General features: G+C 28.8%; 18 protein-coding genes and 1 riboswitch. Of the genes, 3 read left to right on the top strand and 15 right to left on the bottom strand.

Annotated elements, in window-relative coordinates; translation table 11 throughout:
* Positions 1-16: 16 nt before the first annotated feature.
* From M915_RS06970 to hpf, 9 genes are all read right to left on the bottom strand, one after another.
* Complete coding sequence (locus M915_RS06970) at positions 17-646, bottom strand: hypothetical protein (protein WP_009221738.1); 630 nt, start codon at positions 644-646, stop codon at positions 17-19.
* A gap of 56 nt (positions 647-702) precedes the next feature.
* A complete protein-coding gene (locus M915_RS06965) occupies positions 703-1,428 on the bottom strand; it encodes a TIGR03915 family putative DNA repair protein (RefSeq protein ID WP_036730563.1) in 726 nt (241 codons plus the stop codon).
* Between the two features lie 2 nt (positions 1,429-1,430).
* On the bottom strand, positions 1,431-2,666 hold the full coding sequence (locus M915_RS06960; RefSeq protein WP_036730560.1) for a putative DNA modification/repair radical SAM protein: 1,236 nt from the start codon (positions 2,664-2,666) through the stop codon (positions 1,431-1,433).
* A 346-nt stretch (positions 2,667-3,012) separates the two neighbouring features.
* Positions 3,013-3,666: an MmcQ/YjbR family DNA-binding protein gene (locus tag M915_RS06955; RefSeq protein WP_036730557.1), complete on the bottom strand. Its 654-nt coding sequence runs from the start codon at positions 3,664-3,666 to the stop codon at positions 3,013-3,015.
* A 160-nt stretch (positions 3,667-3,826) separates the two neighbouring features.
* Positions 3,827-4,240 (bottom strand): hypothetical protein, encoded by a 414-nt coding sequence (locus M915_RS06950; protein ID WP_036730554.1) that lies wholly within the window; start codon positions 4,238-4,240, stop codon positions 3,827-3,829.
* A gap of 8 nt (positions 4,241-4,248) precedes the next feature.
* A complete protein-coding gene (locus tag M915_RS06945) occupies positions 4,249-4,608 on the bottom strand; it encodes a DUF6483 family protein (RefSeq protein WP_009221733.1) in 360 nt (119 codons plus the stop codon).
* The gene (locus tag M915_RS06940; protein ID WP_036730551.1) at positions 4,608-5,561 is read right to left on the bottom strand and encodes a TAXI family TRAP transporter solute-binding subunit; all 954 of its coding nucleotides are present in this window, start codon (positions 5,559-5,561) and stop codon (positions 4,608-4,610) included. Before M915_RS06940 ends, M915_RS06945 begins: the two co-directional genes overlap by 1 nt.
* A complete protein-coding gene (locus tag M915_RS06935) occupies positions 5,558-7,384 on the bottom strand; it encodes a TRAP transporter permease (protein ID WP_036730548.1) in 1,827 nt (608 codons plus the stop codon). Before M915_RS06935 ends, M915_RS06940 begins: the two co-directional genes overlap by 4 nt.
* Before the next feature lie 121 nt (positions 7,385-7,505).
* Positions 7,506-8,039: a ribosome hibernation-promoting factor, HPF/YfiA family gene (gene hpf, locus M915_RS06930; RefSeq protein ID WP_009221730.1), complete on the bottom strand. Its 534-nt coding sequence runs from the start codon at positions 8,037-8,039 to the stop codon at positions 7,506-7,508.
* 205 nt (positions 8,040-8,244) lie between these two features.
* Between hpf and M915_RS06925 the strand changes: the two genes are divergently transcribed.
* Together M915_RS06925 and M915_RS06920 are read left to right on the top strand one after the other, a co-directional pair.
* A complete protein-coding gene (locus M915_RS06925; RefSeq protein ID WP_036730544.1) occupies positions 8,245-9,144 on the top strand; it encodes an FUSC family protein in 900 nt (299 codons plus the stop codon).
* The gene (locus M915_RS06920) at positions 9,141-10,850 is read left to right on the top strand and encodes a hypothetical protein (protein ID WP_009221728.1); all 1,710 of its coding nucleotides are present in this window, start codon (positions 9,141-9,143) and stop codon (positions 10,848-10,850) included. The genes M915_RS06925 and M915_RS06920 overlap by 4 nt, the downstream gene beginning before the upstream one ends.
* A gap of 54 nt (positions 10,851-10,904) precedes the next feature.
* Here M915_RS06920 and srtB read toward each other — a convergent pair whose 3' ends face one another.
* From srtB to M915_RS06905, 3 genes are read right to left on the bottom strand one after another with little or no spacing between them, the layout of a single operon-like run.
* Positions 10,905-11,651 (bottom strand): class B sortase, encoded by a 747-nt coding sequence (srtB, locus tag M915_RS06915; protein ID WP_009221727.1) that lies wholly within the window; start codon positions 11,649-11,651, stop codon positions 10,905-10,907.
* Positions 11,648-12,868: a sensor histidine kinase gene (locus M915_RS06910; protein WP_009221726.1), complete on the bottom strand. Its 1,221-nt coding sequence runs from the start codon at positions 12,866-12,868 to the stop codon at positions 11,648-11,650. The genes srtB and M915_RS06910 overlap by 4 nt, the downstream gene beginning before the upstream one ends.
* Positions 12,868-13,560, bottom strand: a complete 693-nt coding sequence (locus M915_RS06905) for a response regulator transcription factor (RefSeq protein ID WP_036730542.1) — start codon at positions 13,558-13,560, stop codon at positions 12,868-12,870. The genes M915_RS06910 and M915_RS06905 overlap by 1 nt, the downstream gene beginning before the upstream one ends.
* A 74-nt stretch (positions 13,561-13,634) precedes the next feature.
* Here M915_RS06905 and M915_RS06900 point away from each other — a divergent pair, with 74 nt between their 5' ends.
* The gene (locus M915_RS06900; protein ID WP_009221724.1) at positions 13,635-14,570 is read left to right on the top strand and encodes a YihY/virulence factor BrkB family protein; all 936 of its coding nucleotides are present in this window, start codon (positions 13,635-13,637) and stop codon (positions 14,568-14,570) included.
* Here M915_RS06900 and M915_RS06895 read toward each other — a convergent pair.
* From M915_RS06895 to metK, 3 genes are all read right to left on the bottom strand, one after another.
* Positions 14,551-15,174 (bottom strand): ComF family protein, encoded by a 624-nt coding sequence (locus M915_RS06895; protein ID WP_009221723.1) that lies wholly within the window; start codon positions 15,172-15,174, stop codon positions 14,551-14,553. The two genes, M915_RS06900 and M915_RS06895, sit on opposite strands and share 20 nt — an antisense overlap.
* Positions 15,167-17,353, bottom strand: a complete 2,187-nt coding sequence (recD2, locus tag M915_RS06890) for an SF1B family DNA helicase RecD2 (RefSeq protein ID WP_036730539.1) — start codon at positions 17,351-17,353, stop codon at positions 15,167-15,169. The genes M915_RS06895 and recD2 overlap by 8 nt, the downstream gene beginning before the upstream one ends.
* A gap of 80 nt (positions 17,354-17,433) precedes the next feature.
* Complete coding sequence (gene metK / locus M915_RS06885; protein WP_036730537.1) at positions 17,434-18,606, bottom strand: methionine adenosyltransferase; 1,173 nt, start codon at positions 18,604-18,606, stop codon at positions 17,434-17,436.
* Between the two features lie 53 nt (positions 18,607-18,659).
* A riboswitch (SAM riboswitch) is annotated at positions 18,660-18,751 on the bottom strand.
* Between the last annotated feature and the right edge of the window lie 25 nt (positions 18,752-18,776).

Raw genomic sequence — 18,776 nt, 5'->3', positions numbered from 1 at the left:
TCAATGATAATATTTATCAATTATTGATTATTTTTATAGTATAATATGAACAAATTCCTTTTGAAAAAATACCTTGTGCAAAAATATTATAATCAATATAAGACTTTTCTCTCCTCCAACCATCATACAATTCTATAAATTTAATTTTCATATTCTTAAATTTAAATATTTTATATCCGGTTACTGTGACAGTATGATTATGATATTCCCCAAATGCAATATTCATAACAAGCGGTCTATTCTCATCTATTTCCTTTTTTACAGGCTTGTAAAAATTCCCAAAATAATGTCCTCTACTAATAGTATTAACTTTAAAAAAAGTAAAATAATCTCTCAAAATATCATCTACCTTAGTTGAAAATATCCCAATTTTTTCATTATAATTATATTTTTGGGCAAGAGTATATATCTGCTTAAAGATCTCACTTTCATCTTTAGGTAAAATGCTTATCCTATCAGCATAGTATTTTATAACTCGTGTAGATGCAACTAATGAACAGTTTTTTTCAGAACTCTCAAAATCATTTTGAATAAAGTTTTCAAGCTCTAAAGATTTTTCAGATATAAGCCTTGCTCCATTATAATTTTTTAATATATATCCATATAAATAGTCTATTACTTCATATTGTTTGACTTTATTTTTCATAATAACACCTCAGGTTTCTTATACCCAATTTTGCATAACCTTTGTTTTTTAAAAATTCAATTTGCTTTTTCACATAAATATTTCCAGTATTTCTTAGGCATATTGGACTGCATCAACTTTTTATTTTTTCTTTCTTCAATACATACACTTTTATAAAATAACTTCCAAGCTTCTCCAAAAAATTTTTCTCTTTCAGTATCTGAAATCTTTAAATCGGTAACATAAAATGTATTTACATTACCTTTATCTGAAATCACACATTTTTTTCTTAAAACATCATGTATCATAAATTTTTCGTTTGGCATTCTCTTTTTAAAATGTACACTTAAAATTTCAAGTATGTCATTTTTCGGTTCAAACTCCGCAAATAAAAACTCTTCCTGAACCTCTCTAAATCTAAGCAAGCCTTGATATCTATGTATTTCTCTATAAACCGATTTTATAATTTTGTTAAATTCAACTACATTTTCATTTGCACTATTTAAAAAATTAATTCCGTTTTTGTAAACACCTTTAACAGTCCTTGCTATAATATTTTCTTTGTTTACAGTATCAGATAAATAGCAAATATATATTTCTATAAAAAATCTGTATGAAAATTTTTGTATTATGGATTTTTTAACTCTATTTGAAACACAAGTATCACTTATTACTACTGCTTCATCTTCAAAAAAATTAACTTGATTCGATTTTTTCACTATATTTACCGTATCTATTATTTTGTAAGCGTCAAACAGAGTACATAGAAGACCTTCAAAGCTTCCGTCATAAATATAATTCATAGCTACACATCCCAAATACTGATTTGTTTAAAATTATCGCTATCGGAAAGGCTCATATAATCTTTCAAAGATTCTTTTGTGGAATAATTTATTCCTCTATAAACGCCTTTAACAGTGATAAAATTTTTAGCTCTCTTCGTAGAAATTTTAAGTGTTCTTAAATCATCATATCCAAGAGCGGAATAAGCTCTGGCTTTTATAATTCTCTTTGCATAACTTGGTCCGAATCCCGGAATTTTTAAAAGTTCTTCATAAGTGGCACTATTTATTTCAATCGGAAAAATTTCGATGTTATCAATAGCCCAATTCGCCTTCGGATCTATCCTTAAATCAAAAAACGGATTTGATTTTTTAAGTATATCATTGGATTTAAATCCATAAAATCGCATCAAAAAATCAGCTTGATAAATTCTATGTTCTCTAAGTAGCGAAGACTGTTCTATTCCTTCTGTATACTTCGACTTTATAACCGGTACATAGCTTGAATAATACACTCTTTTCAGTTCAAAACTATTATATAATTCCTCAGCTCTATTTATTATAGCTAAATCATCTTCTCTACTTGCTCCGACTATCATTTGAGTAGTTTGTCCGGCAGGTACAAATAACGGAGCATTTCTAAATTTTTTTCTGTCATATCTATTCTCAAAAATATTATTTTTTATACTATTCATTGGTAAAAATATCTTTTCATAAGACTTTTGAGGAGCAAGAAGTGCAAGAGATTTGCTTGTAGGAAGTTCAATATTAACACTAATTCTGTCAACTAAAAGTCCAAGCCTTTTTATCAAATCTTCATTTGCCCCGGGAATTGCCTTTATATGAATATAGCCGTTAAAATTTTGTTCTATCCTTAAAATTTCTGCAACTTCAATCAACTTTTCCATAGTATAATCTGGACTTTTAACTATCCCGCTTGATAGAAACAGACCTTCTATATAATTTCTCTTATAGAAATTGATTGTAATATCCGCAATTTCACGAGGTGTAAATTCCGCTCTTAAAGTATCATTTGATGCTCTGTTAACACAATATTCACAATTATAAATGCACTTATTAGTAAGTAAAATTTTAAGTAGCGAAATACATCTTCCATCTTCACTCCAGCTATGACAAATTCCACATGACTTTGCATCTCCAAGTCCTCCCTTATTTTTTCTGTCTGAATTACTTGACGAACAGCTGACATCATATTTTGCGGCATCACTTAATATTTTTAGTTTTTCTGTTAATTCCATAATATCACCAATAAAATTTTATCATAGGAACATATGTTTGTAAACTTATGTTCTGTTTTTATATTTATAACTACTTAAGTTCCAATATAAATATTTATCAGTGTAACTATGAAAGAAATTTCTTCACTTTCAAACCTTAAAATCTTATATTTTCTACCTCATTTCCCGAATCTTATACAAGTATTATGTTTACAGATATATACTGAAGTATTAAAATAAGCCATGCTCCATATGGGCATAGCTTTTATTTTGTCATATAAGATGTATAATCCAATTATTATAAATTTATGAATTTTTATAATTACTGATTTGATAATACAATATTAACAATACTTCAATCACCATTTTAATTTTCTACTAAATAAAAACTTTTACTAATTAATTCCTTAATTATATTCAAATCGGTATTTCTATTTAAAAGAATAGTTATCCAATGTTTTTTGTTCATATGATATGCCGGAAAATACTGCTTATTATCTATCAATTTTTTCACTTCATCAGGTTCTAATTTAATATTTAAAACATCTACATTTTCATTTTTCTTAATCCCCAAGTAGCTACCGGGAATAATCATAAATACTCCATACCATTTTTTGCTTAAATTTGTTTTCAATGTACAATAACTATCATAATTATCCCACGGTTTTTCAGGAATGGTTCCAAATTCATCCATAACATATCTAAGAAGTTCTTTACGCACACTAATACTGTTAAAACACAAATCAACAATTTCGTCTATTAACAGATCAACTTCAAATCTAATTTTAGATACAAATTCACCTGAAGTGTTGTATACTTCAAAAGGTAAATATTCCACCATATCAGGTTTTTCTAAAATTGTAACTTTAAATTGTTTGTCCCAAATTTCAAATTTTACTAAAAATCCACCAATGCCGATTTCTTTTTGCAATAGATAATGATTATTTTCTTTTTTAAATCCATATTTTAACGCCATACTTTGATTAAATATATTATCCTTAAAAATTGAATTATATAACATAAATTAATCCTCCACATGTAAGTATCCTGCTACAAACTTATTTTTCTAAATATTATATATTTTATGTTTACCCATTTTAATATAAGTAATATTGAAGGTTCTTTATATCAAGTTTTAATAGATAAATAAAAATAAACTCCTATCACATGGATAAGAGCTATCAAACACTTTGTAATAATTCTTCGTATATTGTAATAATTTCATCAGGAATTTTAAAACTGTACAGCTGACCTTCGTTCACTGTAAATAAAAATAAAATTCCAAGACCCGTAAAATTTTTAAGATTTACATATACATTTTCATCCGAATAATCGACCGCACCTTGATAAAATTCATTAAATGACTTATGCTCTGCAGCACTGAAATTTATTATCTTACTTCTGAATTGTGTAAGTATTGCAAATTTAAGTGAATCTATCAATTTATTTCTCTGAATTGTTCCATCTAAATTATAGTTTTTTGCGAGAAGATTTAAATAATCATCTTGTAATATTTCAAGTATTTCATTAAGAGTATTTAATTTCGGATGTTCTATTGTTTCTATATTAAAAAATTCCCTTACAAAATTTCCCATAAAATCCCCTACATTATTCCTGTAAAGTTTACACCATATTCATCTAATATATCTTCTAAACCTGATTTTATTTCTCTTCTTGTAAAATCAAATTTTTTCAATTCATCATTGTCATATTCATTAAGTCTTTTATAAAATAAAAGTCCTATCTTTAAAAATTTCATGTCAGATAAATTTATACTGTCAAATAAATAATCCTCCGCTTCATTTATTTTTCCATTATTTATAAGATTAATAAGCTTTTCATAAACTAAATCATTTTCATTGTTTTGCTTTTCATATTCTAAATTTTCACTTTCAAATACTATCTTATTAACCATTTTTATCATTTCATTTATTTGTTTTAAGAAAAGATCATTTGTTATCATTATTCCATAACTCCAATTTCTCTATAATACTTTGCCGCTCCATCCGCTATAGGTAAATTTGCAATGTCATTTACTGCTTCTTTCACTGTAACATCTTTTAATCCCTTATTTTTTTCCTTTAGCATATCTATATTTTCCCAAAACACCTTTGTCATATTGTATACTGTTTCTTCAGGTATGTCTGTTGTTGTATACAAAACCATTTTTATTGCAGATGTATTTATATCTTCCGTTTGATTTCTATATGTTCCCGCCGGAATTATATAACTTGCATACCATGGTTTATTTTTATTTAATACATCTATTATTTCTTGATCTACCGACAATAATTTAGCATCCATCGATGATGTCATCTCTGTAACGGATGCAGTAGGTGCTGCTGCCATTATCCAAACTCCGTCAAGTTTTTTATTTCTCATCATATCTGCACTTTCAGCAGGTGCAACTCTTTGAATATTTACATCTTCAATTGGAATTTTATAAGCCTCAAGATGAAGATTCGTTTCTCCCTCTGTTGTGCTTCCCGGAGCTCCGGCTGAAAAATTTTTCCCTTTTAAATCCGATATTGAATTTATTCCCGAATCGCTTCTTACTACTATTTGATTTGGATTTAAATATAAGCCTGCTATTATTCTGATCTTTTTATTTTCTCTGCCCTCAAAAACACCCTCTCCATGGTATGATTGATATACTATTGAACTTACACCAAGACTAACCTGTGCATCTCCATCATATATCAAATTAAGATTATCTACTCCTCCATTTGATGCTTGTGCTGTCGCTTTTACTCCGGCTTTTTCACTCCATAAATCTGCTATTGAAAACCCGAGAGGATATAATGCACCTGTTGTTGATGCTGTGGGTATATTAATTGCCATCTGTTCATTTTTTGAACAAGATGTAATTGTAAAAATACTAAGTGTCAATAATAATATAATTAATGATTTCTTCAATCTCTAAACCTTCTTTCCCAATAATAAATTACTAAAATACCTATAATTCCAATAATATCCGAATAAATTCCAACATCTATCAGCAATATTCCAAGTATAAACAATGTAATTCTCGTATAAATTTTCATTTTTCTATAAAAATATCCTTCTGCAGATGCAGCTATTGCACCTATTCCTATTATTGCTCCGATTACAACTCTTATTGTAAGCAATAAATCATTTGTCTGCAATAATAAAACATCATTATTTATAAAGAAAAATGGAATTATAAAACCACTTATCCCAAGTTTAACGGCAATAAGGGATGTCTTTACCATATCCGACTTTGCTATTGAACTTGCAACATAAGAACTTATTGCAACAGGCGGTGTTATATTTGAAAGACAGGCATATACAAGACAAAAAAGATGCGCTGATATCGGATTTGCTCCAAGGCTAATCATTATCGGTACTGCAACTGAAACTACTATTACATATGCTGCAACTCCGGGAACTCCCATACCAAGTATTACACTCATTACCATTACCATAAAAGAACCCATATATAAATTTGTATCTTTTACAATTTTTAAAATCAAATTGCCAAAATTTAATCCAAGTCCGCTAAGAGATACGGATCCTATTATAAGTCCTATAAGCACACATGCAATTCCAACATTTATTGCAGATAATGCTCCTTCTTTTGCAGCCTCTACTATCTTTTGAAAATCCATTCTGGTTGCTGATTTTATTGAGCTTACCACTATTGTTACAAAAATAGAAAATACCGCGCATTCTATTGGGCTATATCCTATTGCCATCATAATAAGCAAAACTATTATCGGCGCAAATAAATATACTCTTTCTCTTAAAACTTTTGATAATATTACTTCCTCATCCGCCGACTTAAGTCCAAGTTTTTTCGCCTCAAGGTGTACAGAAAATATAAGCATAAAATAATATAAAAATGCCGGTAAAATTGCACTTATCATTACCTTGCTGTATGGTATTTGTAAAAATTCCGCCATTACAAATGCAGCTGCACCCATAATGGGAGGACAAAACTGCCCTCCGGTTGATGAAGCTGCTTCAACCGCCGCGGCAAAATTTTTGTCATATCCGCACTGTTTCATCATCGGAATTGTAATCGTGCCTGTTGTTGCCACATTCGCTATTGCAGATCCATTTATCATTCCCATAAATGCAGATGCTATTACAGCAACTTTTGCAGGCCCTCCAGGACTTTTCCCGACAAGTGCAAGTGAAAAATCATTTATAAAATTTGAAAATCCACTGTGTTTTAAAAAACTCCCAAACAATACAAATAAAAATATATATGTCGCACTTACTCCGACTCCTATGCCAAAAATCCCCTGTGTTCCCCAGAACATAAAGTTTAAAACTCTCTTATATGAAAATCCGCTATGAGATAACGGCCCCGTAATAAATTTTCCCCAATATAAATAGCTTACAAAAAACAGTGCAAGTAGTGTCAAATTTTTATTTGTTTTTAATCCTGTAACAATTATGATTATAAACCCGAGAGTTGCTATAATTAAGTCAATTTTATTTGTATAGCCGCCTCTTTCTGAAATTAACGAATAATTACAAATTACATAACCAAACACAAAAATACTTATAGCTACAAACAACAGCTTTATATATTTTTTTTCATTTCCATACAGTAAATTTGCAAATAATACCAAAAAAATAATATGGATACATCTTAGTACCATATCGTCTACATAAATAAAGGTATTAATTAAAATTTGAATAATTACCCATAATACTAAAAGCGAAGATATAAATATTCCATCTCTATTAAATTTTCTATCAGTTAACATTTTATCTCCCCTTAAAACACTATATTTATCACATATATTATAACTCAAATTCTCATAATAACTATATTTTTTTCTTTGTAAAACAAAAAATCTCAGGAATTCCTGAGATTTTTTGTTTTATTTATTCTATATCAATATCTATGATTCCATAGTTATCATCATGTCTCTTATATACGACTTCAATTTTATCAGTTTCTGTATTTAAAAATATAAAGAAATTATGATTTAGAAGTTCCATTTGAAGTGTAGCTTCTTCTTCATGCATCGGGCGAAGTAAAAGCTGTTTTCTTTTTACAATTACGCTACTTTCTTCTTCAACTTCAGCTTCACGCACATTTTCAAATCTAATCGTTTTAGAATTTCCTTGATATCTTTTCTTTAATCTTGTCTTATATTTTCTAATTTGTCTTTCAAGTACATCAACTACTTTATCAATTGAAGCGTACATATCTTGAGTTGTTTCTTCAGCTCTTAAAATCGTTCCCGGAAGGAAAATTGTCACCTCTACAGTCTGACTGCCTTTTTGTGTTGAAAAAACTGCTCTGGCTTCTACCTCTTCATCAAAAAATTTATCTATCTTTGAAAATTTTTTTTCAGCCTGCTTTTTAAGACTTTCTGTCAATTCCATATTTTTTCCAACTAATTTTAGTAACATATTAACACTCCTCTCAAGTTTGTTATATATATGATACCCAAAAATATATATTTTATAGCTTAATTGATTAAAATAAAAAAGTATTTTCACCCTGTGGATAATGTTGATAAGTTTGTGGAAAACTGTTTTTCCCTATAAAGTTCTTGTTAATTTATTGTGGATGAATTTTTTTATTTCCTTTGTTATAATTATCTTGGTGATAAATATGAACATAAGTAATATAAATTTTAAGAAAAAAATCGGAATGAGAACAATAAAAACTGCTCTTGCCGTAGTAATAGGATTATATTTATCAATGCTTTTAAACCTTAATACTCCTATATTTACGTCGATAGCGACAATTTCAACAATGAAATCATCTTTCTCAGAAAGCTTTATAGATGTCAAAAAAAGATTATTCACGTCAATTTTCGGAGTTATTCTCGGATCTATTCTTGGGATGTTTAAAACACATCAGCTCTTAAATCCGATAATTGCAGGGCTTGGAATAATTATAATAATCTATATACTTCAAGCTACAAATGTAAAGGATATGACAGTCTTATCATGTGTGGTATTCATGGCAAGTTTTATATCGGATTCTAAACTGATTTACGGTTTTGATAGAGTACTTGGTACATTTTTAGGTGTCGTAATAAGTGTGAGCATAAATTATTTAATTGCAACTCCAAATGTATATGAGCATTTTATAAATAATTCAAGAGATACTTTAAAAAAATCTAAAAACTTTATGCTACAATTAATTATGAACGAAGAACATTCTATTTCGGAATTTGAAGAGTCTTTTGCAAATACAAAAAAATCTTATGAACTTTTAATATCCGAACTTGATACTCCTATTCATGCAAGATTTGATTTTTATAAGGCCGAAAGAATTATGGAATTGTTCACTGATTTTAACAACAGATACCAATTGTTGAATTCAATTGATAGTAGACCCGATATGACATCTGATAACTGCAACTTGATAGAAGATATTTTTTTTATTAAGCTTCTTGAAAACGGAAAATTAAAAGGTGATCTGAATACAATTTACAACTATCATTTACACAAAATTTTACTGAATTTGAGTATCGTTGAAAAACTGATAGGTGATAATAAATGAGTAAAATTGAAAGACTTATAGCTGAAACAAAATTTTTGTTTGCAAAAAATTTCTATTCACAAATTGACAATTTTGCAAAAATTAAAGCAGATAAAAATGATGAAATATATAAATTTTTGACTGTTACAAGAGGTACCAAAGAGCTAAAGGCCTTTATAATATTAGATGCTCATAGAAATGAGCAACGCATTTTAGAAATGCTTAAATTTTTTTGTAAAAGTAATAAAAAACTAAATGATACAATGCTAAGTTCAATAGCAAGTTCTCTTATAAACAGCTACTGCACTGTCATTGAAGTTTTAAGTGTAGATGAAGATTATTGTGTCATCTATGATAAATTGTTAAACAAGAGTTTTAAAGTAGAATCTGCTTCAAATTTGTCCGACAGAGAATTGTTGTTTGCAAGACTGATTGAAATTGATGGATATTACTATGTGATTAGTATTCTTGAAGTACTTGATGAAAGTTTTGAACTTCTGTTTACAAGTAAAATCTATAATATTTTTAAGGCTTATGCTGAAGAACGTAACCTAAAAAGTTTAAGTGATGAAAATAAAATAGAAATATTAAAGATTTATCTTGCAGATATCTTCTTAATTTTTGCAAGTTCCACCTCCGAATTTATGGAATTGCAAAATACAGAATTGTCCGAGAAGGATAGAACTCTTGCAATAAACACATTTTTTAACAATGAAGATAGTAAAATATTTGAAAGATTCTTGCTATATGCCAACTCAAAATTGGAATACGAAGAGGAAATGTGCATTTATTTCTTCAATATTGTATATATCGAGTGTCTTGCTCCTATCGGAAAAAATTTCTCTGATTTTGAAAACTATAACTTTATAGATATTTTTGAAAATGCAACAAAAAACGGATTTATATATACAAATAGTGAATTTAAAAACACAATAACACTACTTAAATATTATTATGAATTTGCTTTAAAAACTTCAAATAAATTTTTAAAACCATATGAAGAACTTAAATATATATTAAAATATATTTTTCTATATCAAAATAATCTAAGTAAATCATTTAACGGATTTTACTTTGATGAAAATTTATTTGAATTAATTCCAAATAATTTTGAATGTACACTTCTTAAAAACTATATAACATTTACAGACTTATTTAATGATTTGAAATTACAAATTTCAGAAAATAAAAATATGCTGACAAACGCCTCTGTAAATAAACTTGCAACAGCCTTAAATCTAAAAACTTCAAGAGAAATTAAAACACCAAACCAAACTCATTACCCGTTAATTAATTTCTTTTATAATTTTTCCGTAACCAAATCAATTCTTAAAAATGAAAACGGAGATTTTGATTTCAGCGAACGACTTATGCAATTTTTATCGTTAGATGGTGAAGAACAATATGCTATTTTTATAGAAACAATCTTTAATCGAGATTTCTTATTGACATATTTAAACGAGAAAAAAGTAAATATAATATTTGATAATTTAAAAATTATTTTTGAAACTCTATACCATAAAGATAATATAGAAACTTCAGACTTAAATATAGATAACGAATACTCTTATCTCCTGGATATACTTCAAAGGTTGGATATTATATCTATATCAAATACAAAAGTAACTATTACAAATAACGGCAAAGCTATTTTAAATTATTTTTCAAAAAATTTTGTAAATTCAAATGTAATCAGCATAAATAATTATAAAAAATCAATTAGCTGAATTTGTATTTCTAAATAAAAAGAGGCTTAGAATAATTTTCTAAACCTCTTTTTATTATTGCAAAACGCCTACAATTAAAAGCCTTGCATTTTTACTTTCATAAGTACATGTTGAAAGTGTAATGAGTTTTGAATCTTCATTTATATACACATTTTCACTCTGAACTGTCATGTTATTGAGATTATCAATATAATCTATTGAGTTCATAGCATCACTTTTATTTATATAAATATTAAAGTTGAAAAACTTATCTTCATTTGTAAGATCGATTATATAACTTCCTACCACTTTATATTCTCTTACATCATTTAATGTATATAAATAAATTGTACGATGAGAATCAAAAAATTCTTTTTCTTTATACTTAATTAAATCTGAAAACATATTGTCACTACTCATATTATGCCCATACAGTATAAGATTTGTAGATGTATCAACTTCACATTCATAATCCATAAAAATCGAACCGTTTAAGTCATAATTACAATATATATTTCTTCTCATATAATAACTGTTATCTTCCGACTTAAAAATCGGATAGTATACGTGAGTATCCGGAATATCAAGTATTGCAACTATATCTTTATTAATTTTTTTCAGCTCTTCAAGTTCCAGCTTTTTCTTTTCAAATATTTCATTTTCCTCTTTATTTTCGGTAATAACCTTATCATTTTTTTGTTGTATTCTCTCTATTGCCTTTTTTGATACGTCATCAGTCTTTGTAATATAAAATTTATATCCGACCCATACCGCCAAAGTTACCAATACTATAAAAATTAAAATCTTAATTATCTTTTTCAATCATATTCTCCTAAATCTCTATTTAAAATAAGTTCTACATTAAAGTCTTCATCTTCTATTATTATATTAAATTTTCCTCCTAAAAGCTCTACAAGATTTTTGGTTATATAAAGTCCCAATCCCGAACCCTCGGTATTCCTTTCTCTATCTGATTTTACAAATTCTCCTAAAAGTTCTTCCTGTGTAAGCTTAATTTTGCTTTTAGACGTATTTCTCATGGAAAATTTTATTATTTCATCACTTGAAAAAGTCTCCGCATAAATTTTTGTACCCGACTTTGAATATTTATAGGCATTTGAAATTAAATTTTGAACAATTCTCGACAAAATATTCCCATCGGTATATATTACTATATCCTCTTCTTCATATTCATATATAAATTCTACATTTTTGCGCTTTAGAATTTCATCAAAATCCCCATAAATTTGTAATAACAGCTCGTTAAAATCTATAAATTCCTTTTCAACTTTTATGTTTCCCGATCCTGTTTTTGAGGCATATATCAAATCTACTATAAGACTTTTTAATCTCTCAGAATTTCTTCCTAAAACTTGAATATAATCCTTAGCTTCATCATCCATAGCTTCTTTTTTAGAAAGTATATCTGTATAATTTATTATTGAAGTAAGTGGAGTTTTTAAATCATGAGAGATATTTGTTATAAGTTCAGTCTTCAAATGCTCAGCTTCAAGACTTTTTTTCATAGAACTTCTGATCTGCTCTCTTATTTCTTCTAAAAGTCTAAGACTTTCTTTAGTCTTATTATTGGCAAGAATCGAAATATATTCCGCCTCTCCAAAGCTATATAAGTCTTCAATCATTGAAGTTAGTAGAAAATTTTGAACATATACATTTTCTCCGACAAAAATTAATTTAAAAAAACACAATACTACAAAAGTTTCAAATTCTCCATATTCAAGAAACAACATTTCAAAAATTAGCATCAAATTTATTATGCCGAATATTAAAAACAAATAATTTTCACTGTAGCTTAAAAACAACTTTACGGTAAATAATGATTTAATAACCTGTCTTCTATATATTTTCCATATAAAAAAACATACGAATAGAAATGCTCCTATAAAATATCCATACTTGCCATAAATAAGTCCGCATATTAAAAGCATATCAAATAGAAGAGACTCCATAAAATCATTATCTCTAAGATACAAATATATCTTATATAAACTTTTCTTAACTCTTTCGGATAATCTCATTATTTATCCTCTATTTTATAACCCATGCCATATACACTCTTTATTAAATCCGGCTTTCTCGGATTTATTTCGAGCTTATCCCTGAGATGAGATATATGAACTGAAATTATCTTTTTAACATCATGTGCCTCATCTTCCCAAACCTGTCTATAAATTTCATCGGAATTAAATACACGAGATTTATTTTTCATAAGTAGAAGTAAAATTTTATATTCATATGGCGTTAAGTTAACCGCCTCATCATCTATAAAAACTTCTTTAGATGAATTTTTTATTACAACTCTACCCGCTTTATAAATATCTTTATCAATATCTGCACTTCCTAAACTTGTAAATCTTCTAAGTACCGAATTTACTCTTGCAACAAGCTCAATAGCATTAAACGGCTTTACAATATAATCATCTGCACCAACATTAAGCCCTATTATTTTGTCAGTTATTTCAGATTTTGCAGATAAGATAATAATTGGAATATTATATTTTTCTCTTATTTTTAAAATCGCAGAAATACCATCTACCTTTGGCATCATAAGATCAATAATACAAAGATGAATCTGTTCTCTGTTTATTATCTCAATGGCTTCAAGGCCGTCATACGCTTTAAAAACTTCATACCCTTCCGCTTTTAAATATATCTCTATCGCTTTTACTATATCTTTTTCATCATCACATACAAGAATATTATATGCCATATACTCCTCCTTATTTTCAATATATTTTATCACATTTTATACTGATTATGTTATAATTTCTCTTGAGGTGGATTATGCTTAACAAAATCAAGAAAAATTTTTATAATAACCTAAATAAAAATTATGTAATATTTTTTGACAAATTCCTATATAGATTTGCTGAGCATAGAATTGTTGAAATAAGTGCAAGTTTAGCATATTTTCTAATTTTGTCAATATTTCCGTTTTTAATTGCTCTGTTAAATATAATAAACTTTACAAATTTTTTATATTCTGACAATATAATAGAAGCTCTTAGTTATCTTCCTGAAGATATCACAAAAATAGCAATGAACTTTATAAAAGAAATTTACTCCGGAAGCTCCGGAAGCTTATTTTCAATATCTGTTTTACTGGGACTATGGTCAGCATCTAACGGATTTAAAAAAATTATAAAAAATATAAATTTAGCTTATGGATTTAGCGAAAAAAGAGGTATACTCAAAACTAAATTATTGTCATTACTGTTCACCATTGCTTTGATAATAATGATACTGCTCTTATTATTAACTCAAGTTTTCGGCGAAACTATAATAAATATGCTCATAAATTATGTGGGACTTGGAGAAGATATCACATATCTATGGCATATTCTCAGTTTTATAATCCCATTTATTTATATGTTTATAACTTTTCTATTGGTATATAAATACAGTCCGGGAACTGATACAAGAGATTTATTAAAGTTTAGTTTAATTCTTCCCGGTGCGATATTTTCCACTATCTCATCTGTATTTGCCACAAATTTATTCGGGTACTATGTTGGAAATTTTGCAAAGTACTCTGTAACCTACGGCTCACTTGGAGGAATTATAATACTGCTAATATGGCTATGGCTTATGAGTATGATAATTTTAATGGGTGGAGAAATAAATGCAACTCTATTCTCAATGAAGTATTTTAAATCTACAACGCTATGGCCAAGATATGAATCTGTACTTAAAAATTTTATTAAAGATTTTGAGAAGTAGCTGCTACTAATGCCGCTACTTTTTTTATTCCATTTTCCTTTAAAACTCTCGCCATTTCATTTACTGTAGCACCGGTAGTAATTACATCATCAACTATTATAATACTCTCTACCTTTTCCCCTGCAAATCTAAATACTCCCTTTATATTTTCAATTCTACCGAAAAATTCTTTAATACCTGCTTGCTCCGGAACATCCGCTATTTTTTCAACCGGTGCAACAAACTCCAACAAAGTATTTTTAGCCACTTGTTTTGCTATTAATTCACTTTGGTTATACCCTCTCTTTTTTAAAGCATTCTTATGCATAGGGACACAAGTTATATTTTTATATTTCATACTGAGTTTTTCCTTAAACAATTTTTCTGTCAAAACTTCAGAAAAAAATTTATATAGATATGTCTTATCTTTAAATTTATATGACAACATCTTATCTCTTAGAAAATTATTATATTCAAACGCTACTATAACATCATCCACATATTCAAGCTTTTTTGAAAATAAAATATCCCCTTTCAAATTATCATAACAATTTTTACATATTCCATATTCAAAAATCTCTTTTGAATCACAAAAATAGCACTCTTTCTTAAACAAATTAATCATCTTTCATCAGCTTCTTACATAAATTGGAATATCTTTTTGAAATTCTATTATTCTTAACCATAATATCTAAATACTTATATTCTCCCACAAGCACTACGAGTTTTTTTGCTCTTGTTATGGCAGTATAAATTAAATTTCTCGTCAATAATATATATGGTGCAAAATGTAGCGGAATTATAACTATATCAAATTCCGAACCTTGAGATTTATGAATTGTACAGGCATAAGAAAGTATAAGTTCATCTAAATCCGAATACTCATATTTAACTTTCTTTACATCGTCATAAAGCACAACAAGACTTTTATTCTCAATATCTATTTCTACAACATATCCTATATCTCCGTTAAATACTCCTTCTCCTTCTTCAAGATAAAATTCCGATTCTATCTTATATTCAAGGTTATAGTTATTTTTAGTTTGCATAACTTTATCGCCCACTCTAAATACATTATCCCCAAATATAATTTCATCCCCTTTGGGATTTAATACTTCCTGTAAAGTTTTATTCAAACTGTAAATCCCGACATTTCCTTTTTTCATAGGTGCCAATACTTGTATTTTGTTAGAATTCACCCCATAGTATTGCGGAAGCCTTCTACTTACCAATTCCTTTATAACTTCAAGAGATTTTTTTTCATTCTGTTCCGAAATCATATAAAAATCTCCGGAATTTGAAATTTCAGGTAATATTCCATTATTTATCAAATGTGCATTTTTAATTATTGATGATTGTTCTTTTTGCCTAAAAATTTCATTTAGATTTACAACCGATACTCTCTTACTTTCAATCAGATCTGATAGCACATTTCCTGCTCCAACTGACGGCAACTGATCTTTATCTCCAACAAGTATAAGTCTTGTTCCCTTTTTTATAGAATGAAGCAGAGTATTCATAAGTCCTAAATCTACCATGCTTACTTCATCTACTATTAGTACATCACAATCAAGCTCAACCTCTTCTTCATATCCATAGTTTATTCTATCATCATCGGGGACTCTTATTTCAAGTAATCTGTGAATCGTGCTTGCATCTCTATTTGTAGCTTCCTTCATTCGTTTTGCGGCACGACCTGTAGGTGCGGCAAGCTTTACACTTTTTCCCATGGACTCAAAAATTTCTATTATTGCTTTCAACGTTGTTGTCTTACCTGTTCCCGGTCCTCCGGTTATAATTAATACTCCCTTTTCAACAGCTTCTCTAACTGCAATAACTTGATTTGTTGCAAATTTAATTTCATTACGTTCTTCTATTTTTTTTAAAATCTCATCTATATTTGTATCATACTCAAATTTTCCGGATACAAGTTCTTTAATTTTTCCGGAAATATAATTTTCCGCTCTTAGATATGGTGCATAATAACAACATACTTCGCCATCGCTTTGCTCAATAAAAAATCTATCATCTAAGCTTAAATTTAAAAGTTCATTTTCAAGTTGTTCTATATTATCTCCAACCAACTTATGGGTTCTTTTAATTAAAATATCTTTAGGTAAAAAACTATGCCCTTCAAGAGTTGCAAGTGAAAGGATATACTTCAATGCAGCTCTGTTTCTAAATGATGAGCCTCTAAACTCTCCAATGCTCATTGCAATCTTATCCGCTTTTTTAAATCCTACTCCACTTATATCCTCCGCAAGTTTATATGGATTTTCTTTTATTATCTGTATTGCTCCCTCTCCATATTCTTTGTATATTTTAACTGCAAGCGTAGTTCCGAGCTCATGCTTATTCAAAAATAAAGTCAATCTTCTAAGTCCTCTATTCTCAAGAAGAGCACTTTTAATCTTATCTAATTTTCGCGGACCTATTCCATCAACTTCAAGTAATCTTTCCGTATCCTCTTCTAAAATTTTTAGTGTTTCCGTTTTAAATTTATCAACTATATTCTTGGCAGTTTTTTCTCCTATAAATGGAATAATTCCACTTGAAAGATAATTAATTATTCCATTTTCAGATTGAGGCAAAATTTCTTCTATGCTCTCAAATTTAAACTGTTCACCATATTTTTTGTGAAATATAAAATCTCCCTTAAGTTCATATTCCATTGAAGTCTTTATTTCTGCACAGCTTCCATTTATAGTTATAGATTCCTCTTCTGTTGAAAATCTTGCAACAGTATAACCGTTATCTTCATTCCTATATATAATTTTCTCTACTACGCCCTTAATTTCTATCATATTTATTCTCCTATTGTCTATTGTAGTATAAAGAGCGTAATAAAAAAAGGAGAATTTCGTTTTGAAATTCTCCCAATCAACTATTTTAAATAAGCTTTCAACTTTTCAACTTTATCAAGCTTTTCCCAAGGCAAATCTAAATCATTTCTGCCAAAGTGTCCATAACTTGCTACCTGTTTATAAATAGGTTTTAATAAATCAAGATCCCTTATAATTGCAGCAGGTCTTGCATCAAAATTATCCATAACTATCTTTTCTATTTCATTATCGGATAACTTGCCTGTTCCAAATGTCTGAACATAAACTGATGTAGGTCTTGCAATGCCAATCGCATAGGCAAGTCCTATTTCACACTTTTCCGCAAGCCCGGAAGCGACAATATTTTTTGCAATATATCTTGCAAAATAAGCTGCTGATCTATCAACTTTTGTAGGATCTTTTCCGGAAAATGCTCCTCCGCCATGTCTTGCAAATCCACCATAAGTATCTACAATTATCTTTCTTCCTGTTAATCCTGCATCTGCCATAGGACCGCCCATTACAAATCTTCCTGTCGGATTCACATATATCTTCGTATTTTCATCCATCATTGTTTCAGGTACTGTTTTTTTAATTACTTCTCTAATAATATCTTCTCTGATAGTTTCAAGACTCACATCAGGATTATGCTGTGTAGATACTACTACATTCTCTATTCTTTTTGGAACTAAGTTCTCATATTCAACAGTAACTTGAGTTTTCCCATCCGGTCTTAAATAATCAATAACATTTTCTTTTCTGACATCTGAAAGTCTTTTAGACATTTTATGCGCAAGAGATATCGGCAGAGGCATATACTCCTCTGTTTCATTGCAAGCATAACCAAACATCATACCTTGATCTCCTGCTCCAAATGAATCCAACTCATCAACTCCCGCTTCCTTAAATCTGTCAACTCCCATTGCAATATCAGGGCTTTGCTCTTTTATAGCACATAACACTGAACAAGTATCCGCATCAAAACCAATTTTTGCTCTATCATATCCTATTTCTCTTAATGTATCTCTAACTATTTTAGTGAAATCAGCATAAGTACTTGTGGTGATTTCACCGGTAATTAATACCATTCCTGTTGATGCAACTGTCTCACAAGCAACTCTTGCATTTTTATCCTCTTTAATAATTGCATCTAAAACTGCATCTGAAATTTGATCACAAACTTTGTCAGGATGACCCTCTGTTACAGATTCAGATGTAAATAACCATTTATCCATTTCTACCTCCTAAATAAAAAATCCTCCTCCAGAGGAAAAGGTATCAAAAAATAACCTCATCTTCCAGATCTCTCTGTGGGATTTGGCACCACAATAGGTTGCCGGGTTTCATCGTGCCCATTCACTCCGCCGCTCTTAATAAGGTTGTCTATTAAGTTGGTCATTAGTAT

Origin of the sequence: Peptoniphilus mikwangii (assembly GCF_000468535.1) — a bacterium.
GTDB lineage: Bacteria > Bacillota > Clostridia > Tissierellales > Peptoniphilaceae > Anaerosphaera > Anaerosphaera mikwangii.
This window is presented reverse-complemented; position numbering and strand designations above follow the sequence as displayed.